Here is a 21,692-nt window from a genome sequence, read left to right as displayed (position 1 = left end):
ATGAACATATTCTCTTCTTTTATAGACTATTTTGTGTTCACTATAAGGCCTTTATTATGTCTTTTCTTTTAAGTATTCTGACTTTTTAAGGCTTCTCTTTCACTGTGTCTTGATTATATTTAGTTGATTATAAGACGACTAAAATATGAGTTCCACAAGGCGACGTATTGATGATCCGCTGTGGAAAGCGATTATCGAGCAGACTTTTACCCATTTTTTGACTTTTTTCTTTCCCGATGCGGCTTTAGTCTTTGATCTACAGCGAAAGGTTGATTATCTGGATAAGGAATTTGAAACACTATTTCCCCCAGAGCCCCATGGTAAAGGCCTTCGCTATGTCGATAAATTGGTTAGAGTCTTTTTGAAATCCGGTGCCGAACAATTCATCTTGTGTCATATTGAGGTGCAGTCCGGGAAAAGTAAGGAGGATCTGGCTAAGCGAATGTTTCAATATTACTACAAGATTGTTGATAAATATCAGGCGCCCGTGATGGCTATCGTTATTTTAGCTGATGCTCATCGTGATTATCATCCAAAGTATTATAGACAACGGTTTATGGGTACGGATTTGTTTTATAGGTTCAATAGCTACAAAATTCTACAACAAAAAGAAGAAGAATTACAGGATAACGAAAATCCTTTTGCTGTTGTGGTATTGACAGCATTATGGGCTATAAAACATCAGCATGTAGCAGATGATATGCTTCGAGACATGAAACATCGTTTGTATGATGAAATGTTAAAACGAGCTATGGGGACTGCTGAGCGTAAAGCTATATATGATTTTTTAACCTATTATGTTGGTTTTCAGGAGTCAGATGGTTTGAGTAAATTTGTTAATGAGCTTGAAAATAAATTAGGAAGGAGGACAATTATGAATACAAAAGAATATTTGTTGGATAAGGCTAAGCGAGAGGGTATCGATATCGGTATTGAAAAGGGTAGAGTTGAGGGTATTGAGAAAGGTAGATTATTATTTCAGAAAGCTATTATTGAGAACTCGATTACAAGATTAGGTTTATCTGATGCTGATATTGCTGAATTAGTTAACTGTCCGAAGAGTCTGGTTACTCAAATTAGAGCAGATCTTGAAAAAAGGAATTCTTGATGTTTGATAGGACTCACCTGATTCTTTTAGGGGATATTTATTTCTGAATGATTCTAATAACTGTTGAGATTGTAAACTTCAGCTATGTTTTTTACGAATAAGCATTGATGTCAATTTAATGGGAAGCCTTTTAATGAGCTTGAAAATAAATTAGGAAGGAGGACAATTATGAATACAAAAGAATATTTGTTGGATAAGGCTAAGCGAGAGGGGATCGACATTGGTATTGAAAAGGGTATCGAGAAAGGTCGAGTTCTGGGAATCGATATCGGTATTGAGAAAGGTAGATTATTATTTCAGAAAGCTATTATTGAGAACTCGATTACAAGATTAGGTTTATCTGATGCTGATATTGCTGAATTAGTTAACTGTCCGAAGAGTCTGGTTACTCAAATTAGAGCAGATCTTGAAAAAAGGAATTCTTGATGTTTGATAGGACTCACCTGATTTTTTTAGGGGATATTTATTTCTGAATGATTCTAATAACTGTTAAGATTGTAAATTTCAGCTATGTTTTTTACGAATAAGCATTGATGTCAATTTAATAGAAAGCCTGTTAATGAGCTTGAAAATAAATTAGGAAAGAGGACAATTATGAATACAAAAGAATATTTGTTGGATAAGGCTAAGCGAGAGGGGATCGATATCGGAATTGAAAAGGGTAGAGCTGAAGGTATTGAAAAGGGTATCGAGAAAGGTCGAGTTCTGGGAATCGATATCGGTATCGAGAAAGGTAGATTATTATTTCAGAAAGCTATTATTGAGAACTCGATTACAAGATTAGGTTTATCTGATGCTGATATTGCTGAATTAGTTAACTGTTCGAAGATTCTGGTTACTCAAATTAGAGAAGATCTTGAAAAAAGGAATTCTTGATGTTTGTTATTACTGGTCAGTTCACTGTCTTTTGTTTTTGAAATTTAGTTCATCAAGTGTGAAACATTGTTTGAACCAAGTTGTTGGGGAGTTGTGCACCTTGTACAGGTCATTAAAATAAGACAACATGAGTTTTAATATTTCAGGAATTGCAATTAATAAAAATCTAGAACATCAATTACCAGATTTATTTCAGATGTTGGCGTTAGATTTGGAGTTTGATAGCCATATTGAATTTGATGAAGCTTCCGAAAATTGGAAGGAGGAGGGTGTCGTCGATATATATTTTACGGAACAGGGAACGTTGGTTTTTCTTGAATCAGACTTGTGTATCGGTGTAGATTATGGCCTTCCTGAAGCTCATGTTTTCACTTTTGCCCTGTCGGAGAGTGCTATGTTTTTTGATATCAACTATGTTGTCGATAATAAACTTGTTCGTTCCAAAATGGAGGCCAATGGCGAAGTTGATGATGTTGCTGGAGAACCATTAGATATGGAAACGGATAACGAAGACATGTCAGAGGTTATTTGGAAGCAAATTGAAGTCGTTCTTGGGAAAAGTTTCTTCGCTATACAGCCTGAAGAAAAGGCCGTGCGGTATAGGATTAAAAAAACGAATGAAGTAGATCATGAAGTTGCCGTAGATCTAGCAACCCCAAAGGCTGTCGTGGCGCATCCTGAAAGCTATTCCTTTCAACCAAGTGATCCAAATCGGAATCTAAAGGATAATATAAATCGTGCTATTATTATATTTATCATTGCCGCTGTATTGTATTTGATTTGGGCTATGTATTAACCAGATTGCTGTTTGAGGACATATATTGGAGCGCTTCGTGTATGTTGATGATAGCGAAGGCGAAAAGCTAATCGTACAAAGCGATTCTAATTTATCTTTAAAGAAGCTGTTAAGTTGAATAAACATTTAACATCCATTTGATTAAAGGGCTTTCCGTTTAAGACTCTCTAAGAATTTTCTTAAATTTGCAGAAACAATCCTTACTACGTGGGTATTCAAGAAGTTTTAGAAAGATATGCGCAAAGCACGCAAGTTAAAGCGTTAGTTCAAACGATTCAAGCAAAAAATCCAAGGGTACAGCTTAAAGGTTTAGTGGGTGCAGCCGATGCGATGGTTGCAGCGGCATCCTACACCTTGCAGGAACGCCCTTATATTTTCATTTTACCAAATCATGAGGAGGCTTCTTATTTTTTAAGTGATTTAGAAAGTATCCTCGATAAACAAATTCTATTTTTCCCTTCTTCTTTTCGGAAAGCTTTTGAGTTTACGCAGACGGATGCTGCACATGTTTTGCAGCGTGCAGAGACGTTAAATGCACTTAACTTTAGCTCGGAGCTACCGAAAATGGTGGTCACATATCCTGAAGCTATAGCCGAGAAGGTTATTAATCGAGACGATTTAGAGAAAAATACATTAGCAATTACGCAAAATACGCGCCTTAGCATTGAGTTTATCAATGAATTCCTTTACGAGTATGATTTTGAACGGGTAGACTTCGTCTATGAACCTGGGCAATTTGCTATTCGTGGAGGTATAGTTGATATTTTCTCTTATTCCAACGATTTACCGTACCGTATAGAGTTCTTTGGCGACGAGATTGAAAGCATACGTACTTTTGAGCTCGAGAGCCAGCTATCCGTGAGTAAGATGCATACGGTGACCATTGTTCCTAATGTACAAGCTAAGTTTTTGAGTAATAATCATATTTCATTCTTAGAATATGTAGACCGCAATGCGGTGGTATGGATTCGAGATGTGCAGTTTACACTGGACGTTATGAAAGATGGTTATAAAAAAGCTTCCGAATTTTGGAAAGCTTTGCCTGAGAAAGATATTTTAGCTAACGCCGACTGGGTAGATCCACGAGTGACGTTTACGACAGATAGAACCTTTAGTGAACTGTTGTTTGATTTCCCTACTATAGAGTTTGGCAAGCAGTATTATTACAAAGCGGATCAAGTATTATCGTTTGATACACATCCGCAACCGTCGTTTAATAAAGATTTCAACCTGCTGATTCATAATTTTAAGGAAAACAGCAAGCATAAAATAGAGAACCTAATTTTCTCCGATTCTACAAAACAAGTAGAGCGTATCTTCTCTATTCTTGAGGATATCGATAAGACGGTAACATTCATTCCTATTCACCGCGCACTGCGCGAAGGATTTCGTGATGATGCGCTCAAGCTCGCTTGTTATACAGATCATCAAATTTTTGATAGATACTACAAATATAAGCGTAAGAAAGGCTATGAGCGTTCACAAGCTATAACGTTAAAATATTTACGCGACTTGAAGCCTGGTGATTACATCACACATATTGATCATGGTGTTGGTAAATATGCCGGTTTGGAGAAAGTCGAGGTAAATGGGAAGACCCAAGAGATGATTCGTTTGGTATATGCCGATAATGATCTTCTTTATGTTAATATTAACTCTTTAAATCGTATTTCTAAGTATTCTGGTAAGGAAGGAACCTTGCCTAAGATGAATAAACTGGGTACAGATACGTGGGAGAAGCTTAAGAAAACAACCAAGAAGAAGGTTAAAGATATTGCACGTGACCTGATTAAGCTTTATGCGAAGCGTAAAGCACAGACGGGAAATGCATTCAGCCCGGATACGTATTTGCAGAATGAACTTGAAGCATCATTCTTGTATGAAGATACTCCAGATCAAGAAAAAGCAACAGCCGACTTGAAGCGTGATATGGAGTCACCACACCCAATGGATAGGTTAATCTGTGGTGATGTAGGCTTTGGGAAAACAGAGGTTGCTATTCGTGCAGCATTTAAGGCGGCTACAGATAGTAAGCAGGTGGCCATCTTGGTGCCAACGACGATCTTAGCATTACAGCACTTCCGTACGTTTAGTGAGCGTCTGAAGGAGTTTCCTGTTAATATCGATTATATCAATCGTTTTAAAAGTAGTAAGCAGATTAAAGATACTTTGGCTCGTTTGGCTGAAGGTAAAGTCGATATCATCATAGGAACACACCGATTGGTGAGTAAAGATGTGAAATTTAAGGATTTGGGGTTGATGATTATCGACGAGGAGCAAAAGTTTGGCGTCTCGGTGAAAGAGAAGCTTAAGGTGATGCGTGCTAATGTAGATTCGCTGACCTTGACGGCAACACCTATCCCGCGTACTCTACATTTCTCTTTGATGGGTGCCCGCGACTTAAGTATTATATCAACGCCACCACCAAACCGTCAGCCTGTGCAGACTGAGCTTCATGTTTTTAATGAAACATTAATTCAGGAAGCTGTTTCATTTGAGATAGACCGTAATGGGCAGGTATTCTTTATTCATAACCGCGTAGCGGATTTGAAGCAGCTAGGGCTGATGATTCAGAAGCTTGTGCCAGGAGCACGTGTCGGGATTGCGCATGGACAGCTAGAAGGAGACGATTTAGAAGATGTGATGTTGAAGTTTATCAACCATGATTTTGATGTGTTGGTAGCTACGACTATCATTGAGGCAGGTTTGGATATTCCGAATGCAAATACGATTATCATCAATCATGCCCATATGTTTGGCTTGAGCGATTTGCACCAGATGCGTGGTCGTGTAGGACGCTCGAATAAAAAGGCGTTCTGTTACTTGCTAAGTCCGCCACTATCGACATTGACCAACGAGGCATACAAACGCCTATCGGCGTTGGAGGAATTCTCCGAATTGGGTTCTGGTTTCAATGTGGCGATGCGTGATTTGGATATCCGTGGTTCGGGTAATTTGTTGGGAGCTGAGCAGTCAGGCTTTATTGCAGAGATTGGTTTTGAAATGTACAATAAGATTCTCGACGAGGCTGTACAAGAGCTTAAGGATGATGAGTTTGGCGAGCTGTTTGCCGATGATAAGAACCGTAAGTATGTGACGTTTACGCAGATTGATACTGACTTAGAGGTAATGATTCCTGATGAATACGTTACCCATATTGGCGAGCGTTATAACCTTTACAATGAGTTGGTGAAGTTGGAAAATGAAAGTCAGTTACAAGCTTTTGAGAAAGAGTTGGTTGACCGTTTTGGTCCGATTCCTAAGCCAGTGTTTGAGCTTTTTAATACGCTTCGTTTACAGTGGCTAGGTAAAGCTATTGGTTTTGAGAAAATTTCATATAAGAAAAATACCTTGAAAGGATTTTTTATCAATAATGCGAAGTCAAGCTACTTTGAGTCTGACCAGTTTGGAAATGTACTTGCTTTTGCACAGACGCATCCAGCAATCTGTAATTTGAAAGAGGTGAAAGGACAATTGAGGCTTGCTATAAGTAATGTGAACAGTATTACCTACGCGCTACAATTATTGGAAGCAATGAAGTAGGTATGTAGGTAGTTTTAACTATAAAAAAAGGCTCGGAATATATATTCCGAGCCTTTTTTTATAGTTGTTTATGGAGGTTTCTGCCTTCACCGCCGAAGAATTCTGGTTTAAAGCGGAAGGTCGGTGTTAACCAATACATGAGTACCACACGTGAGTAGCGATAGTTAAAGGGCGCTAAGATAATCGCTGTAAGGATGGCCACAACGAGGTATAACCAAGGAGATTCCAAGTTACCTGTTAAGATGTAGGTTCCCACACATGCCGTAACCAATTCGGCTACCACAAATACGTAACTAACATACATCGCTACGTAGAAATATCCAGGCTCTTTCTCAAATTTTAGTCCACAGTGTGGACAATGGATATGCATTTTCTTTGATTTCAAGCTAAATAAGGGCGCTTGAAACATATTTCCTGTACGACAACGTGGACATTTTCCGTCTACTGCGCTTTTAAATTCTCCAGCGAAGCTGTATTGACGTGCTATTTCTTTATTAGTATCCATAACGATTATTGTTTTTTGCGGAACTCTTCTGGAGTAACGCCTTCTATTTTTTTAAAAAATTTGGTGAAGTACGAATTGTCATTAAAATTAAGTTCGTACGCAATTTCACTGATGCTAAAGTCTTTGATTGCTAAAAGTCTTTTTGCTTCCAAAAGGATGCGGTTTCGGATAACTTCCCCCGCAGGGATACCTAAAAATTCTTTCGACAGTGCATTGAGGTGATTGGGTGTTATATACAATAGCTCTGCATAATTCTTAGGTAGGCGTAGCTGTTTAAAATGCTGCTCTATTAAGTTTAAGAAATTACGCAGAAGGGTGTGGTTGTAAACATTAGCTTCAGAATAAGCCGAAGGCTTTTGATGCTGGTCGACCAATTGAAATAGATAAAGCAAAGCTGCGCGAGCAAACTCTTTATTATGCTGTGTCTTGTTTAGCCTATTGAGTACATCTATAGCCGTAGGGCGTATTTCTTCCGGAATTATGATAACCTCATCACGTGTAATGCCGGAGAAGAATGATAAGGATGAAATGTAATCAGGACGAAGTAAGAAAGTCTTGAAGAAATCTTTATCGAAGTTGACAACATAGCCTTGCATATCACCTTCAAAGTGCCACGAGTGGATTTGTCCTGGCGACATAAAGTAAATTTGTCCAGGCTCAATAGTAAAAGTTTCAAAGTCAATACTGTGTTGCCCTGCACCAGCAGTAAATAATAAGAAATGGTAAAAGTTATGGCGATGCGGGAAAACAAGATTCCGGTTTCGTGCTAAATATTCGGCTAGCTCTTCCACCATGATTTCGCGGTCATGATGAAGAGAAACAGTACATTGCGCTATGGTTGGTACTTTCGCTGCCATAGTACAAAGGTATACTGATTAATCCACAAAAGATGGTGTATTTGTGGTTATTAATGGTGTTTTTTACTTATTGTTGTGAAAGTGGTCGAATAGACGCTCTTCTTGTAGGGATGGATTGTAACAAGGTGAACGCGTTGCATGTTATGCTGTAACACGTTCACCTTGTGCTTTTGAAGTTATTTAGCTTCTACCCATTCATTGTTTGTGGCGTCGATATCTGCCAGGCGTAATGAAGGGTCAATGGTAACTTTCTTGGGTGCTTTAGAAAGTTTAATGTCATATGTCGGTTTTGTCCAGAACCAGTCTTCAAGAACGGTACGTTTAACACCTTCGTAGATGCTTAACGATTCTACAGGTTTCTCGCCCCGCATCTCCCGAAGGGGAATGTAAAAAAGCTCTTTTGTGCCATCTTGGTATTCCACTAATAAATCAATAGGCATCGCTAAATCCGATTTATTAACCAATTGAATGTTATTTTCTGTAACCGATGCTACCGCATAATCAATTGTACGTGTCGTGTTTACAAAAATATTGAAGTACCATTTTAAGTTGATTCCAGAAATTTCTTCCGCTACGCGTTTAAAATCATTTGGTGTTGGGTGTTTGAATTTCCACAGTTCGTAAAACTTGATAAACGTTTTGTCTAAGTTCTCTTGGCCGATGATGTATCCCAGTTGCTGTGCCAATACCTGTCCTTTATTATAGGCTTGATTACTGTAGGCATAGTTTGTTTTGTAGTAGTCCGCAAGTAAACTCATCGGTTCCTCTTTGCCCGATAGGGCCAATTTGTAGTAGGCGCGGTAAGCATCCATAACTGGATTACTTTCTATAGCTCCCTTTTTCTCAAAAAGGGACTGCATAGCGAGCTCTTCCACATAACTTGTAAAGCCTTCATCAAACCATTCGTCTACAGTTTCGTTGATGCCAAATAGATGTTGATACCAGGAATGTGCTGCTTCATGAAAGATAACGCCTACGAGGCTTTTTATGTTTCTACCACCAGTAACGAGGGTTGCTGTTCCGTATTCCATGCCGCCATCACCACCTTGAACGATGGTGTACGTAGGCCACGGATATGCACCAAAGCGGCTGGAGCAGAAGTCAAAAAACTCCGTAGCTAAACCCAGTGCTGTTTTCCAGTTTGTTTTTACCTCTGCGGTGCTCGGGATAAATACCGTGTATACAGAAACACCACCTTGGCTACGTGCCGAGTCAACGACAAACTTAGGGTCTGCGGCCCATACGAAATCATGGATGTTCTCTGCTTTATAGTTCCAGGTGCTTTTGCCGTTTATACTTTTTATTTTTGCTTTTTTATCATAGCCTTTTACTTCCGTTGGATTTTGTAATTTACCGGATGCGCCAACGACATAATCTTTGTTGATATGAATGGTTACATCGAAATTTCCAAAAGGAGCAATAAATTCACGGGCTACGTATTCATCTAGGTGCCAACCGAAGTCGTCGAAATGGGCCATTTTCGGGTACCATTGCGCCATAGACAGGGCAACGCCTTCTTTAGAATTGCGTCCTGTTCTACGAATTTGTTCCGGCATTTGTGCTTCCCAAGTTAGGTTGAATGTTGCTGTTTCGCCTGCGGCTATAGCTTTTGGAAGGGTAACTTCTAGAATAGTACCATCCGTTTTATAAGTTGCCGCTTGCCCATTGAAAGTAAGGCTATTTATTTTTTGGTAACCTATCTGTTCCGGTGTTAGCGTATTTATACGGCTGATGTTTACAGGCTTCTCTGTTGTTCCTTGCTTAATGACCATACGTGCATCAGGATCTGGAACGGTAGCTAGCCGATAGTCCATCATACTGCCGGGTTGAAAGGCATTGAAATAAAGGTGGAAATACACTTTAGATAGCGCCTGTGAAGAGTTGTTGCTGTAGTTTAATTGCATATTACCTGTATACTGAAAAGTCTTTTCATTGACATCAATATCCATTTTGTAGTCTACACGTTGCTGCCAGTAGCCCGGTCGTTGTGCAAACAACTGGGTAGACAGGAGTAAGAGGGATAGAAACAGTAATTTCTTCATCATGCTTTGTGTTTAATTCTTTTTATCCGAGATCGTTGCGCAAACTCGGTGATTAATATTTAGAGATTATAGGTAGTAGTATTCGACTCCCTCTTCGCGCAATGCGTGGATTAGGCTGTTGAGGTCATCTTGTTTTTGAAATAGTTTGTTGCGCCAAAAGCGTTTAGGCGTTAACTTTTTATGCATAAAAATCATTAACAGATTGCCTCCCGAACGCGGTAAATTACGTAGATATTTTACCTCATCTATGGCAAAAGATACTTCATTTTTGTTGTCAAAGCGGATATGTACTTGTTTGTCCGCAATGGTCCATTCAGAGTTGTTTTTGCTAAGTTTAATACTTAAGAAAAGAAGAAAGGGAAGACTAATCAGGACGATTAGAATTTTTACGACTTCCTGCAATGGAAAGCGGGCCACGGCCGCAGTAACCAAGCATACGCCCAATAGAAGATAAAGCATATAGCGTCCACGATGAAGGGTCGCGATATGAAAAGTTGTTGCTGCCATCGTTCAAAAGTACGAAAGAACAGGCATATGAGGGGAAGATTAGGGAGGTAAACGATGATAAAGTTACAAAATGCGCAGCACACAAGTTGTTTTGTACGCTGCACATCCTGCTTTATGCTATAACCAGAAATATTTCTCTGGGTTGATTTTGCGGTCGTTTAGTAGGATTTCGTAATGAATATGTGGACCAGTACTTCGTCCGCTAGTACCCAGTAAGCCCACGACATCGCCTGCTTCTACCCGTTGTCCTGCTTTAACTTTAGGGCGTAGGAGGTGTGCATAGCGTGTTTCGTATCCATTGCTATGTTGTACTTTTACAAAGTGTCCATAGTCGCTTTGGTAGCCAGCGTAGATAACTTTTCCATTAGCTGTTGCTTTTACTAAATCGCCAACATTACCTTTTAGGTCTACGCCAGCATGCCTGTCAACACTTCTTCTCCCGAAAGGATTTTGGCGATAGCCGAATGAAGAGGTGATAGGCCCCGGATGCGGGGTGCCTAATGGCATGTTTTCAAGTTTCGTTTCCAACATTTTGAGCTGCTTATCATAGAACATAGAAAGCTCCGTTACGTTGTCTTCTTTTTCTATGGGGCCACCCATGTTTTTGAGTTTAATTTCCTGTAGACCGCGGCTTTTCATCTTTTTGTTGATGCGCATCAGTGTACTGTCTATCGCATGGAGCGATTTTTTCATTTCTTGCGCTGTCTCTTGCTGATATTCCTCGGCAGTAGCTAGCTTTTTGTTTTGTTTTTGTAATTCTTGTATACGGGTTCCATACGTTGCAGAATAATGCTCGGAGGTATGGGAACGTACTAAGTAGACCATGCAAAAAAAGACCAATACCATCATGCTAATGAGGCTGATTACTATCTTTTTCCAGTGGGTCAAAACAAAGCTTGGGATTTGTATACTTTTTGTTGATTTGCCTTCTGATTCGATGATCAACACGGCAACTTTTGTTCTTGACATCGTGTGATTCGTATTATGTTTTTCTTAAGTGAATGACAAAAGTACCCTTTTATGATGTTTAAATTCAGTGTTTTACATTTTTTAACATAATTTTAAGGATTTTTTATCGTAAAAAAATAAGCACCTTTGCACATGTCATTTGCTAGAGAGTTGATTGCCTGGTATCAGGCAAATGGTCGTGATTTACCGTGGAGAGCGACGCAAGATCCGTATATAATTTGGCTGTCGGAGGTCATTTTACAACAGACACGCGTCGAGCAGGGTATGCCTTATTTTTATCGGTTTGTGGAATCCTACCCTACGGTTTCGCATTTTGCGGAAGCGCCCGAAGATGATATTCTTCGTCTATGGCAAGGGCTAGGTTATTATTCGCGAGCACGTAATATGCATAAGGCGGCAAAGCTTGTTCTTTCCGAGTTTAAGGGTGTCTTTCCTGTTACTTATGCTGATTTAATTCGCCTTCCGGGGGTTGGTGAGTATACGGCTGCGGCAATTTCTTCTTTTTCCAGTAATGAGGCAAAAGCAGTGGTAGACGGTAACGTGTATCGAGTGTTGGCGCGTTATTTTGGAATTGATGAAGCCATAAATGGTACTGCAGGGAAGAAAATATTTGCTTCGCTCGCCGAGGAGCTCTTAGATAAAGAGCGACCAGGGTTGTATAATCAAGCGATTATGGATTTTGGCGCTTTACAGTGTAAGCCTAAATCTCCATTTTGTGGTACTTGTGTGTTTCAAGTGGACTGTCAAGCCTACCGAGAAGGTAAGGTGAATGTGCTCCCCGTTAAACATAAAGCGAAAGCTAGTCGTAACCGTTATTTCCATTATTTTATTGTTCAAAAGGATAATCAGTTGCTGATGTCTCAACGTGGGGCGGGCGATGTGTGGACAGGTCTATATGAATTCCCGATGTTGGAGACTGCAGAATCGATGACGGTTGAACAATTGTTTGAACAAGAGTTGTTTAAAGGTTGTTTTGCGGAAACGGCCGTATTGGAGCCTCTAGGTGCAATCACCAAACAGGTGTTGAGTCATCAAAATATATATGCACGTTTTTACCGACTCGATGATGCAGAAAAAGTGAGAAATAAAAAAAGTGAATGGAATTACTTTTTGTTGGAAAAATTAGATAGCTTAGCTAAGCATAAACTGATTTTCTCCTTTCTTGAGGAGAATAAAGAACTAATTAACCTTAAATTATAGAGATGATATGGCGAGCGTAAACAAAGTAATCTTAGTTGGACATTTGGGCAAGGACCCAGAAGTTCGCTATTTAGAAGGAAATATCACCGTCGCTAGTTTCCCCTTAGCAACTTCCGAAACATATAGTAAAGATGGCGTACGTATGCAACATACGGAATGGCATAATATTGTTATGTGGCGTAACCTTGGAGAGATGGTTGTGAAATACCTCAAAAAGGGTAAGCTCGTTTATATCGAAGGACGTCTGCGCACCCGTAACTATGAAGATCGTGACGGAAATCGCCGATTTGTAACCGAAATTGTAGGCGAAAGCTTTAAATTACTAGGTCGTCCATCCGATTTTGGTCAAGTAGCAAAACCTCAAGATGCTGAAGTAGCTCCTGAGATTGCCGAAAAAGAACAAGATGTAGACTTTACGGAAAACAACAGCGATACGGATGGCCTACCATTCTAGGTAGCCGCTTGTAGGTGTTTAAATTCTTTACAGGTAATCGCTTTTACAATTTTATAGCCTCATATATTTGACTTATCTTTGTCCTCTATGTTGCAAGATAAAATTAAGCAGTATACAGAAGAAATTAATCAGTTCCAAGCCGCAGCGCTGGCTGATGTAGAAGCATTTCGCTTGAAGTTTCTTGTGTCCAAAGGTATAGTTAAAGGATTGTTTGAAGAGTTCAAAAGCGCCTCAGCGGAAGATAAGCGTGTTTTGGGTAAGGTTTTGAACGAGTTTAAGCAGCTTGCTGAGCAGAAATTTGCTGAGCTTCAAGCTCCTTTTGAGTCGGCCTCAGCCAACCAAAAACAAGCCCAAGAGGGAGATCTTACCCTACCGGGTAATGGTTTTCAACTGGGGTCTAGACACCCACTATCGTTGGTGCGCAAGGAAATCGTTGAAATTTTCAAGAAATTAGGTTTTGTCGTTTCTGAAGGGCCTGAAATTGAAGATGATTGGCATAACTTTTCGGCACTTAACTTCCCGCCGGAACACCCTGCCCGCGATATGCAAGACACGTTCTTCGTAGAGAAAAAAGACGAAAACAATATTGCTTTACGTACACATACTTCCTCTGTGCAGGTGCGTATGATGGAGATGGGTAAACCACCGTTCCGCGCAATTATGCCAGGACGTGTATACCGTAATGAAGCAATTTCAGCTCGTGCACACTGTTTCTTCCATCAGGTTGAAGGTTTGTATGTTGATGAGAATGTTTCTTTTGCCGACTTGAAACAAACATTGTATCACTTTGTGCAAGAGTTGTACGGTGAAGGTACTAAAGTACGTTTCCGTCCTTCATATTTCCCATTTACAGAGCCTTCTGCGGAGATGGATATTTCCTGTACCATTTGTAAAGGTGAAGGTTGTCAGTTGTGTAAGCAATCGGGATGGGTTGAGATTTTAGGTTGTGGTATGGTGGATCCAAATGTTTTGGAAAACTGCGGTATCGATAGCAAAAAATACTCAGGCTTCGCTTTTGGTATGGGAATTGAGCGTGTTACGAATTTAAAGTATGTAATTCGTGATTTACGTTTATTCTCCGAAAATGATGTTCGATTCTTATCTCAGTTTGAGACAGAGCTTATCTAAAAAAAATATGTATAGAAAAACGGTTTATTTCTTGTTTTTCTTCTTGGCGATCTTTATCGCTCAAGGCTGCGGTTCGGGATCCTGTAATGTGGTGCCGAACCGTTCTTTTAATACGCCTATTTCTCAAGGAGAGCATGTGGGCGTGTTTGCTACTGGCGGTTGGGCTTACGCTAAAGGTGGTTTTGCAGGGCTGATTGTTTACAATATGGGGACGCAGCAAGCACCACGTTTGATTGCTTACGATCGTTGTAGTACGGTTAATCCGGAGAAGGGAAATCGTGTGGAGGTTGAAGGACAGTTGATTATTGACCGTGTTTCGGGAGCTAAATGGATGCTTATTGATGGTTCTCCAGCAGCTGTTGCCGAATGCCCATTGAAGCCTTATAATGTAAGTCAGCAAGGCAATATTTTTTACGTGAACAACAACTAAAGGATGGAGCCCGATAAAATTATCGTAGCCATAAAAAAATCAGCACGCGAGCTTTTTCGTCGATACGGTTATAATAAGACCAGTGTCAATGAGCTCGTTAAGCATGCTAATATTGCCAAGGCTACGTTCTACAAGCATTTTTCTAGTAAGGAGCTTATTCTTCATGCTGTTTTGATGGATTATATCCGTGAGAATGTGGAGGATATCTTGGATAAAAATGTTCAGGGACAAAATTTATCAGCTTTTTTGGCTACTACCATTTTGAAGGTAAGCCGCGTTACATATACCGTTTGTAATGAGTTTGTGGGCTGGGAATTTATTCGGGAGTCGGCCAATGCGCAGGAATACCTGAAAATTCTGTCCGACGATTTAGAGTTTCTGTTGTTAAGTTCATTTATTCAGAATGAAACGATTGCGGAAACAGTGCCGGAAGAGAATCTCACTTTCCTTATTAAATCAAGTAAAAATATTGTTTTTTCCTTTGCGTTCACGGCCGTTACCGATGCCGATGTGCGTAAAAATTTTATTTCCTTCCAAAAGGAAATTTTGCCTTATTTGGTAAAAGCTACGCTTCTGTAGCATCCCCTTGCATAGTTTCGCTATGTAGACTGAGTCTAAGTTCTTTTAGGTCTGTCTAAAATCAACTAAAAAAAGTGTAATTTTGCGCCTATTATGGGTAGAAGAATTCCACAAGATAAGAAGTTTGTTTCCGATGTGCATATTATTGATATTGCAGAAGAGGGAAAAGGAGTAGCTAAACAAGATGAGTTGGTGCTCTTTATAGAAAAAGGTGTTCCTGGAGATATTGTCGATGTGGAATTGATGCGCAAGAAAAAAAGCTTTGCTGAAGGTCGTGTTGTTACCATCAAAAAAGCTTCGGAGCATCGCGTAGAACCATTTTGTCCACATTTCGGTGTTTGTGGTGGTTGTAAATGGCAGCACATGAGTTATGATGCGCAGCTTTTATTTAAGCAGCAGTCTGTCGATAATGCATTGAAAAGATTAGGTAAAGTAGATACTTCAGGCATCGAGCCAATTTTAGGGTCGGAGCAAACGGAGTACTACCGTAATAAATTGGAATTTACATTTTCCAATAAGCGTTGGTTAACATCTTTGGATGAAACAGAGCAGCCTGATGACATGAATGCTTTAGGATTCCACGTACCGGGACGCTTTGATAAGATTTTAGATATTGATCACTGTTTCTTACAGCAAGATCCTTCAAATACTATTCGTAACACAATTCGTGCTTTTGCTACGGCTAATGCTATTTCTTTTTACGACCTAAGGGCACATGAAGGAGCATTACGTAATGTTATCATTCGTACGGCTTCTACAGGTGAGGTGATGTTGATTGTTGTTTTTGCTTACCCGGAAGAGGGACAGGTAGAAGCGTTGATGAGCCATTTAGCGGAGCAGTTCCCTGAAATTGTTTCCTTATTATACATCGTGAATCAAAAGTTGAACGATACAATTTTCGATCAGGAGATTGAGGTATACCGTGGGCGTGACTATATTTTTGAGGAGATGGAAGGCCTTAAGTTTAAAGTAGGTCCTAAATCTTTCTACCAAACGAACTCAAAACAAGCTTATGAGTTGTACAAGATTACGCGCGAATTTGCTGACCTGAAAGGTGACGAGTTGGTATACGATTTGTATACTGGTGCAGGTACCATTGCAAACTTTGTGGCTAAGTCTGCGCGTGAAGTTGTTGGTGTTGAGTATGTGCCTTCTGCAATTGAAGATGCTAAAATCAACTCTGAAATTAATGGTGTTCATAACACGAAGTTTTATGCGGGCGATATGAAAGATGTATTAACGGCTGATTTCGTTGCGACTCATGGTCGTCCGGATGTTGTGATTACAGATCCACCACGTGCAGGTATGCATGCTGATGTTGTGAACCGTATTTTAGAAATGGAAGCGCCAAAAGTTGTGTACGTTAGTTGTAATGCTGCAACGCAGGCACGTGACTTGGCTTTGATGCAAGATAAGTATGAGGTTGTTCGTATTAAGCCTGTAGACATGTTTCCGCATACGCAGCACGTTGAAAACGTCGTGTTGTTACAATTGCGTAGCCAAGCTTAAGGTTTTTCATTTTTTAATAAGCGTATAAAAAGAAAAATATGGATATTGAAGATTTAATGTCCGCATCCCAAGGTGGAGAGGCAAATGCAGGATCTAGCCCACTTAAAAGTTTAAAAGTGGACTTAGATTTTTATCGTGAGTCAATTAAAGAAGTAGCTACAGAGATGATGGTCGAGGGGTATACCTTGTATCCAATTTTTGTGGCCCACCAGCATAATGTGAACGTTGGGGAGCTTATCTTAGATAAAGCAGAGTTAAATACCCAATGGTCAATTCAAGCGAGCTCCTTAGAAGAATTTGTGGAAAAAGGTTTGGTTGAAGAGGAAAGAAAAGCTTATTTTGAGAAAAATTTTAAAAATGCAAATGAATATATGTGCCTTTTCGTGGTTGTGCCCGAAGGTGCTAATTTTGTGTTTTACCCTTACTAGATATTGATTTTTTACTCGCTCTGAGTTTGTTTTTTTATTTGCTTTATAGGACTTTACCCCTTAATTGTAGGGTAGGGCAGGAGCTTGATGTAAACATTCTTTTTCGTTGATAGATCAAATATTTAGTTTTTTTTAACATTAGCTTACTCTAAACGTTTATTATCTTTAGGTAAATGTATTTGATCAAAAAAAATAAAGTATGCAAACACCTTATCGGCCTGATGCTGATGCTGTTTGCTGTGCAATTTACTTCGGCACAGGTGCGGAATAGTGCCGGTATTTCGGGGATTGTGGTGGAAAAAGGCGGTAGTCTTCGCATCAGCGAAGTGAATGTTACGAACATGCGTACGCAACGGAAAGCCTTAACGAATACGTTTGGTGTCTTTATTATTGAAGCTTCTCCTGGAGATAGTCTTTCTTTCACGAAGACAGGGTATGGACCCGTGAAAACAATGCTATATACTTCTGAAGATATTCTTATCGAGCTGCAGGCAGGTCTTACGTTAGAGACTGTCGTGGTGAGTCGTAAATCCCGCGAAGCGGAGATGCGTGATATGATGGATGATTACAGCAAAAAAGGGGTTTATAATAACGGTAAAAATAAAGTTGGTACTTACTTAAACAGTCCTGCAACGGCCTTGTATAATTTATTTGGCCGTGATGCCAAGAATGCCAAGCGCTTTGCTAAAGTGATGGATCAGGAGTTGGAAGAAACCCAAGTCGATAAAATGTTTAATAAGACTTCCGTTGGCGCTTTAACGAACCTAACTGGAGATGAATTGCAGTCTTTTATGGATTTGTATCGTCCATCTTTCAGTGCTGTTCAATATTGGGGACAGTATGACTTTATGAATTATGTGAAGAGTTCTCTCACCACTTGGGAGAAAAATGGTAAGCCTCAATCAAATCGTTTGCCAAAAATTGAACTTCCTGTACAAGAACGGTAGTTCTTTACCTATTTTATGCTCTACAGGTGCGTTGCTAACTTTTTGGCATTTGCTTTGTTCGTAATAAAAAGGTGACAATAGTAGGTCAAAAAATGTCTATAATTGATGACAGGCGTTAATCTGTTGTTAGTGTTGGTCTGACCAGTTAAGATTAATTAAAACATATTAAGATGAATAAAAAGGTAGCTATTTACGGTTTATCGATAGCAACATCAGTGATGTTACTGTCTAGTTGTGCAACAATCCAAAATGCAAGCAACACGACGAAGGGAGCGGCTATTGGTACAACTGCTGGTGCAGGTATCGGAGCTTTAATTGGTGGTAAAGCTGGTAGTACAGCAATCGGTGCCCTCGCTGGAGCTGCTATTGGTGGGGTTGCAGGTACCTTAATTGGTAAGCGTATGGATAAACAAGCGCAAGAGATTCAAAATACGGTAGCTGGTGCTGATGTTATCAAAACAGATGAAGGTATTATCGTTAAGTTTGATGAAGGTATTTTGTTTGATTTTAATAGTTCAACACTTAAAGCAGCAGCGAAGACAAATATCAAAAACTTAGTTACAACGTTAAACAAAGAGGCTGGAACGCAAATTTTGGTGATTGGTCATACGGATAACGTAGGTTCTTTAGCAGCAAACCAAAAGGTTTCTGAGGCTAGAGCAGAGGCTGTTAAGGCATTTGCTGTATCTCAAGGTTTGGTTGGTTCGCGTGTTAAAACTGAAGGAAAGAATTTTTCTGAGCCTTTAACATCTAACGATACAGATGCAGGACGTGCTGAAAACCGTCGTGTGGAGATTGTTATTGCAGCGGGTGATCAAATGATTAAAGAAGCAAAAGCACAAGCAGCTCACTAAGGAAAGCTTGTTTTTTTAAGCGCCATTGCCTATGTTTTTTTAGCCGATTTTTGTGTTGAGGAAACCTGCCAAACGGCTCTTTTAATCAAAAGGATATATAAAGCAGTATACGTAAGTATGCTGCTTTTTTTGTGGGTATAGCTTTGTTAAATTTTAGTCAAGCTCTGCCAAAGTGGCATCGATTTAAGTTTTTATTGTTAACTTTGTAGTCTTTTAAATTGCACCATGCTAGAATTAGAACATACCACAAAAACACATGATGAATCTCGTCAAGGAGAGGCTTTAGATATGCTTCCTACAGGAAAGTCGACGGGACGCAAATTGTATATAGAGAGTTATGGTTGTCAGATGAATTTCTCTGATAGTGAGATTGTTGCTTCAATTTTATTGGATAACGGTTTTGAAACAACTAAGAATCACCTTGAGGCTGATGTTGTTTTCATCAATACCTGTTCAATACGTGAGAACGCAGAGCAGCGTGTTCGTAAGCGCCTGAAGGAATTTGAATCTGCTAAGGCTAAAAAACCAGGTATGATTGTCGGTGTTTTAGGCTGTATGGCAGAACGTTTGAAATCTAAATTCTTAGAAGAAGAGAAATTAGTTGATGTTGTGGTTGGGCCAGATGCTTACCGTGATTTACCGAACTTAATTGATCAGGTTGATGATGGCGCTAAAGCTGTAAACGTATTGTTATCGCGTGAGGAGACTTATGCAGATATCAGCCCTGTTCGTTTGAACTCTAACGGTATTTCTGCTTTCATTTCCATTATGCGTGGATGTGACAATATGTGTTCTTTCTGCGTTGTGCCGTTTACGCGTGGTCGTGAACGTAGCCGTGATTTTCAATCCGTGGTAAAAGAGGCACAAGATCTTTTCAACGCTGGTTATAAAGAAGTGACTTTGTTGGGTCAGAATGTTGACTCTTATAAATATACAAGAGCTGTGGCTGAAGGCGAACCTGCCGAGCCTACGGTAAACTTCGCACAGTTATTAGCTATGGTAGCTGATGTGAGTCCGGAATTGCGTGTTCGTTTTTCAACGTCTCACCCAAAAGATATTACCGACGAGGTGTTGCATACGATGGCTCGTTACGAGAATATCTGTAACTATATACACTTACCGGTACAGTCTGGTAACTCACGTGTTTTAGATTTGATGAATCGTACGTATGACCGTGAATGGTATATGGAGCGTGTAGATGCTATTCGTCGCATCATTCCAGAATGTGCTATTTCTACTGACGTAATCACAGGTTTCTGTACAGAAACAGAAGAGGAACATCAAGAAACACTTTCGATGATGGACTTTGTGAAGTATGACTTTGCGTATATGTTTGCTTATTCCGAGCGTCCTGGTACTTTAGCAGCAAAGCGCTATGCCGATGATATCCCTGAGGATGTGAAGAAGAGACGTTTGACAGAGGTTGTAGATAAGCAACAAGAGCATAGTTTGCTTAGGTTGAGCAACTTCGTGGGCAAAGTGCATAAAGTTTTAATCGAAGGATTTTCAAAACGTTCTGATCTGGATTACTGTGGTCGTAATGATCAAAATAGTATGGTTGTTTTCCCTGTAGATGCACGTTACCTACCGGGACAATATGTGCATGTGTTAGTAGAACGTTGTACGTCAGCAACCCTTATGGGTAAGATTGTAGATGTAGATTAATTTTTGCAAAAAAGAACCATCGTGGATAATCAAGATATAAAGAATCGCTTCGGCATTATCGGGAGTTCTCCCTTGCTCAACCGCGCTATTGACGTGGCTAAGCAGGTGGCACCGACAGATATTTCGGTCCTTATTCAAGGGGAAAGTGGTGCGGGAAAGGAAGTTTTTTCGCATATTATTCATCAGCTGAGTTCGCGCAAGCACGGCCCTTTTATTGCCGTGAACTGTGGAGCTATTCCGGAGGGAACTATTGACTCTGAGCTTTTTGGCCATGAGAAAGGATCTTTTACGGGAGCTCATGAGGCTCGTAAGGGTTATTTTGAGGTAGTTGATGGGGGTACAATCTTTTTGGATGAGGTAGGCGAATTACCGTTGGGCACTCAAGCACGCTTATTGCGTGTTTTGGAAACCGGCGAATATATCCGTGTAGGTTCCTCGAAGGTGCAGAAAACGAATGTGCGTGTTGTTGCAGCGACGAATGTCGATGTGTTTGACGCCGTGAAGAAGGGTAAATTCCGTGAGGATTTATATTATCGCTTGAATACTGTTCCTTTGCGCGTACCATCTTTACGTGAGCGTAAAGAGGATGTAAATCTGCTCTTCCGTAAATTTATCGTTGATTTCTCCGATAAATACCGTAGCCCTGGGATTCAGCTTACGCCAGATGCACAAGAACTTTTAATGAACTACAGCTGGCCTGGTAATGTGCGTCAGCTTAAAAATATTGCCGAGCAGATTGCTGTTTTAGAAAAAGAACGCGTTGTTGACGCTTCTATTCTAGCGAAATACCTTCCTGTAGAGCAAACGAAGTCTTCTTTGCCTGTTTTTGTAAAAGATGGAGGGAAGGAAGATTTTTCAGAACGGGATCTTTTATATAAGGTGCTGTTTGATATGAAAAAAGATATGGTGGATTTGAAGAAGCTTGTTGTAGAGCTTATTCAAAAGGGGATCGATACGAGTACCTTCGAGAAAAATTCACCTTACATCAATCAGTTGTATGATGAGGTAAGTCCTGCCCCTTCCTATCTTCGGGAGGAGCTGATGAATCAACCTGCAACCTTGACGATTCATAACTCGCTACCTGCTAACACGGGAAATACGGAGTTTTTACCCTACGAGACGCAAGATGCAGAAGAGGTGGAGGAGTCGCTATCTTTGCTTGACAAAGAGTCTGATTTGATAAAAAAAGCCTTAAAAAAACATAAAGGTAAGCGTAAAGCGGCTGCCAAAGAACTGGGAATTTCCGAAAGAACTTTGTACAGAAAAATTAAAGACTTAAATTTAGATTAGTAAAA

At 40.0% G+C, this 21,692-nt stretch carries 21 protein-coding genes; 16 read left to right on the top strand and 5 right to left on the bottom strand.

The genetic code is table 11. The annotated features are described in order from the left end of the window. Nucleotides 1-145 precede the first annotated feature (145 nt). From WH223_RS12905 to mfd, 5 genes are all read left to right on the top strand, one after another. Nucleotides 146-1,108, top strand: coding sequence for a hypothetical protein (locus tag WH223_RS12905; protein WP_340048134.1), 963 nt, complete (start codon nucleotides 146-148; stop codon nucleotides 1,106-1,108). A gap of 168 nt (nucleotides 1,109-1,276) precedes the next feature. Next, the gene (locus WH223_RS12900) at nucleotides 1,277-1,534 is read left to right on the top strand and encodes a hypothetical protein (RefSeq protein ID WP_340048133.1); all 258 of its coding nucleotides are present in this window, start codon (nucleotides 1,277-1,279) and stop codon (nucleotides 1,532-1,534) included. Between the two features lie 168 nt (nucleotides 1,535-1,702). Further along, a complete protein-coding gene (locus WH223_RS12895) occupies nucleotides 1,703-1,984 on the top strand; it encodes a hypothetical protein (protein WP_340048132.1) in 282 nt (93 codons plus the stop codon). Nucleotides 1,985-2,111: 127 nt separating this feature from the next. Then, the gene (locus WH223_RS12890; RefSeq protein WP_340048131.1) at nucleotides 2,112-2,780 is read left to right on the top strand and encodes a hypothetical protein; all 669 of its coding nucleotides are present in this window, start codon (nucleotides 2,112-2,114) and stop codon (nucleotides 2,778-2,780) included. Nucleotides 2,781-2,987: 207 nt separating this feature from the next. Beyond that, entirely contained in the window at nucleotides 2,988-6,323 is a 3,336-nt protein-coding gene (mfd, locus tag WH223_RS12885) for a transcription-repair coupling factor (RefSeq protein WP_340048130.1), read from the top strand. A gap of 58 nt (nucleotides 6,324-6,381) precedes the next feature. Here mfd and WH223_RS12880 read toward each other — a convergent pair whose 3' ends face one another. From WH223_RS12880 to WH223_RS12860, 5 genes are all read right to left on the bottom strand, one after another. Then, the gene (locus WH223_RS12880) at nucleotides 6,382-6,828 is read right to left on the bottom strand and encodes a DUF983 domain-containing protein (RefSeq protein WP_340048129.1); all 447 of its coding nucleotides are present in this window, start codon (nucleotides 6,826-6,828) and stop codon (nucleotides 6,382-6,384) included. A 5-nt stretch (nucleotides 6,829-6,833) separates the two neighbouring features. After that, nucleotides 6,834-7,685 carry an AraC family transcriptional regulator gene (locus tag WH223_RS12875; RefSeq protein ID WP_340048128.1) on the bottom strand — a complete coding sequence of 284 codons (852 nt, stop codon included), beginning with the start codon at nucleotides 7,683-7,685 and terminating at the stop codon, nucleotides 6,834-6,836. A 176-nt stretch (nucleotides 7,686-7,861) separates the two neighbouring features. Continuing rightward, nucleotides 7,862-9,730 (bottom strand): M1 family metallopeptidase, encoded by a 1,869-nt coding sequence (locus WH223_RS12870; RefSeq protein ID WP_340048126.1) that lies wholly within the window; start codon nucleotides 9,728-9,730, stop codon nucleotides 7,862-7,864. 63 nt (nucleotides 9,731-9,793) lie between these two features. Next, nucleotides 9,794-10,234 (bottom strand): hypothetical protein, encoded by a 441-nt coding sequence (locus WH223_RS12865; protein WP_340048125.1) that lies wholly within the window; start codon nucleotides 10,232-10,234, stop codon nucleotides 9,794-9,796. Nucleotides 10,235-10,351: 117 nt separating this feature from the next. Then, entirely contained in the window at nucleotides 10,352-11,203 is an 852-nt protein-coding gene (locus WH223_RS12860) for a M23 family metallopeptidase (RefSeq protein WP_340048124.1), read from the bottom strand. Nucleotides 11,204-11,335: 132 nt separating this feature from the next. Between WH223_RS12860 and mutY the strand changes: the two genes are divergently transcribed. The 11 genes from mutY to WH223_RS12805 all read left to right on the top strand — a co-directional run bounded on the left by mutY (nucleotide 11,336) and on the right by WH223_RS12805 (nucleotide 21,687). Beyond that, nucleotides 11,336-12,403, top strand: a complete 1,068-nt coding sequence (gene mutY / locus WH223_RS12855; RefSeq protein ID WP_340048122.1) for an A/G-specific adenine glycosylase — start codon at nucleotides 11,336-11,338, stop codon at nucleotides 12,401-12,403. Nucleotides 12,404-12,410: 7 nt separating this feature from the next. Beyond that, entirely contained in the window at nucleotides 12,411-12,857 is a 447-nt protein-coding gene (locus WH223_RS12850; RefSeq protein WP_340048121.1) for a single-stranded DNA-binding protein, read from the top strand. An 87-nt stretch (nucleotides 12,858-12,944) separates the two neighbouring features. Next, on the top strand, nucleotides 12,945-13,985 hold the full coding sequence (gene pheS / locus WH223_RS12845) for a phenylalanine--tRNA ligase subunit alpha (RefSeq protein WP_340048120.1): 1,041 nt from the start codon (nucleotides 12,945-12,947) through the stop codon (nucleotides 13,983-13,985). A gap of 7 nt (nucleotides 13,986-13,992) precedes the next feature. Continuing rightward, nucleotides 13,993-14,415 (top strand): hypothetical protein, encoded by a 423-nt coding sequence (locus tag WH223_RS12840; protein ID WP_340048119.1) that lies wholly within the window; start codon nucleotides 13,993-13,995, stop codon nucleotides 14,413-14,415. Between the two features lie 3 nt (nucleotides 14,416-14,418). Next, a complete protein-coding gene (locus WH223_RS12835; protein WP_340048118.1) occupies nucleotides 14,419-14,994 on the top strand; it encodes a TetR/AcrR family transcriptional regulator in 576 nt (191 codons plus the stop codon). A gap of 93 nt (nucleotides 14,995-15,087) precedes the next feature. Further along, nucleotides 15,088-16,503, top strand: a complete 1,416-nt coding sequence (gene rlmD, locus WH223_RS12830) for a 23S rRNA (uracil(1939)-C(5))-methyltransferase RlmD (RefSeq protein ID WP_340048117.1) — start codon at nucleotides 15,088-15,090, stop codon at nucleotides 16,501-16,503. A gap of 38 nt (nucleotides 16,504-16,541) precedes the next feature. Then, nucleotides 16,542-16,931: a hypothetical protein gene (locus WH223_RS12825; RefSeq protein WP_340048116.1), complete on the top strand. Its 390-nt coding sequence runs from the start codon at nucleotides 16,542-16,544 to the stop codon at nucleotides 16,929-16,931. Nucleotides 16,932-17,104: 173 nt separating this feature from the next. Further along, nucleotides 17,105-17,878 carry a hypothetical protein gene (locus WH223_RS12820; RefSeq protein WP_340048114.1) on the top strand — a complete coding sequence of 258 codons (774 nt, stop codon included), beginning with the start codon at nucleotides 17,105-17,107 and terminating at the stop codon, nucleotides 17,876-17,878. Between the two features lie 170 nt (nucleotides 17,879-18,048). After that, a complete protein-coding gene (locus WH223_RS12815) occupies nucleotides 18,049-18,732 on the top strand; it encodes an OmpA family protein (RefSeq protein WP_340048113.1) in 684 nt (227 codons plus the stop codon). 225 nt (nucleotides 18,733-18,957) lie between these two features. Then, nucleotides 18,958-20,397, top strand: coding sequence for a tRNA (N6-isopentenyl adenosine(37)-C2)-methylthiotransferase MiaB (gene miaB / locus WH223_RS12810; protein WP_340048112.1), 1,440 nt, complete (start codon nucleotides 18,958-18,960; stop codon nucleotides 20,395-20,397). Between the two features lie 21 nt (nucleotides 20,398-20,418). Then, nucleotides 20,419-21,687, top strand: coding sequence for a sigma 54-interacting transcriptional regulator (locus WH223_RS12805; protein WP_340048111.1), 1,269 nt, complete (start codon nucleotides 20,419-20,421; stop codon nucleotides 21,685-21,687). Nucleotides 21,688-21,692 lie beyond the last annotated feature (5 nt).

It is taken from the genome of Sphingobacterium sp. MYb382 (genome assembly GCF_037572665.1).
Taxonomy (GTDB): Bacteria; Bacteroidota; Bacteroidia; order Sphingobacteriales; family Sphingobacteriaceae; genus Sphingobacterium.
Note: the sequence above shows the minus strand (reverse complement) of the source record. Positions and strands in the feature narration are given on the sequence as shown.

Coding starts and splice junctions, on each gene's coding strand:
- WH223_RS12905 (WP_340048134.1), top strand. CDS start 146: ATGAGTTCCACAAGGCGACGTATTGATGATCCGCTGTGGAAAGCGATT.
- WH223_RS12900 (WP_340048133.1), top strand. CDS start 1,277: ATGAATACAAAAGAATATTTGTTGGATAAGGCTAAGCGAGAGGGGATC.
- WH223_RS12895 (WP_340048132.1), top strand. CDS start 1,703: ATGAATACAAAAGAATATTTGTTGGATAAGGCTAAGCGAGAGGGGATC.
- WH223_RS12890 (WP_340048131.1), top strand. CDS start 2,112: ATGAGTTTTAATATTTCAGGAATTGCAATTAATAAAAATCTAGAACAT.
- WH223_RS12880 (WP_340048129.1), bottom strand. CDS start 6,828: ATGGATACTAATAAAGAAATAGCACGTCAATACAGCTTCGCTGGAGAA.
- WH223_RS12875 (WP_340048128.1), bottom strand. CDS start 7,685: ATGGCAGCGAAAGTACCAACCATAGCGCAATGTACTGTTTCTCTTCAT.
- WH223_RS12870 (WP_340048126.1), bottom strand. CDS start 9,730: ATGATGAAGAAATTACTGTTTCTATCCCTCTTACTCCTGTCTACCCAG.
- WH223_RS12865 (WP_340048125.1), bottom strand. CDS start 10,234: ATGGCAGCAACAACTTTTCATATCGCGACCCTTCATCGTGGACGCTAT.
- WH223_RS12860 (WP_340048124.1), bottom strand. CDS start 11,203: ATGTCAAGAACAAAAGTTGCCGTGTTGATCATCGAATCAGAAGGCAAA.
- mutY (WP_340048122.1), top strand. CDS start 11,336: ATGTCATTTGCTAGAGAGTTGATTGCCTGGTATCAGGCAAATGGTCGT.
- WH223_RS12850 (WP_340048121.1), top strand. CDS start 12,411: ATGGCGAGCGTAAACAAAGTAATCTTAGTTGGACATTTGGGCAAGGAC.
- pheS (WP_340048120.1), top strand. CDS start 12,945: ATGTTGCAAGATAAAATTAAGCAGTATACAGAAGAAATTAATCAGTTC.
- WH223_RS12840 (WP_340048119.1), top strand. CDS start 13,993: ATGTATAGAAAAACGGTTTATTTCTTGTTTTTCTTCTTGGCGATCTTT.
- WH223_RS12835 (WP_340048118.1), top strand. CDS start 14,419: ATGGAGCCCGATAAAATTATCGTAGCCATAAAAAAATCAGCACGCGAG.
- rlmD (WP_340048117.1), top strand. CDS start 15,088: ATGGGTAGAAGAATTCCACAAGATAAGAAGTTTGTTTCCGATGTGCAT.
- WH223_RS12825 (WP_340048116.1), top strand. CDS start 16,542: ATGGATATTGAAGATTTAATGTCCGCATCCCAAGGTGGAGAGGCAAAT.
- WH223_RS12820 (WP_340048114.1), top strand. CDS start 17,105: ATGTATTTGATCAAAAAAAATAAAGTATGCAAACACCTTATCGGCCTG.
- WH223_RS12815 (WP_340048113.1), top strand. CDS start 18,049: ATGAATAAAAAGGTAGCTATTTACGGTTTATCGATAGCAACATCAGTG.
- miaB (WP_340048112.1), top strand. CDS start 18,958: ATGCTAGAATTAGAACATACCACAAAAACACATGATGAATCTCGTCAA.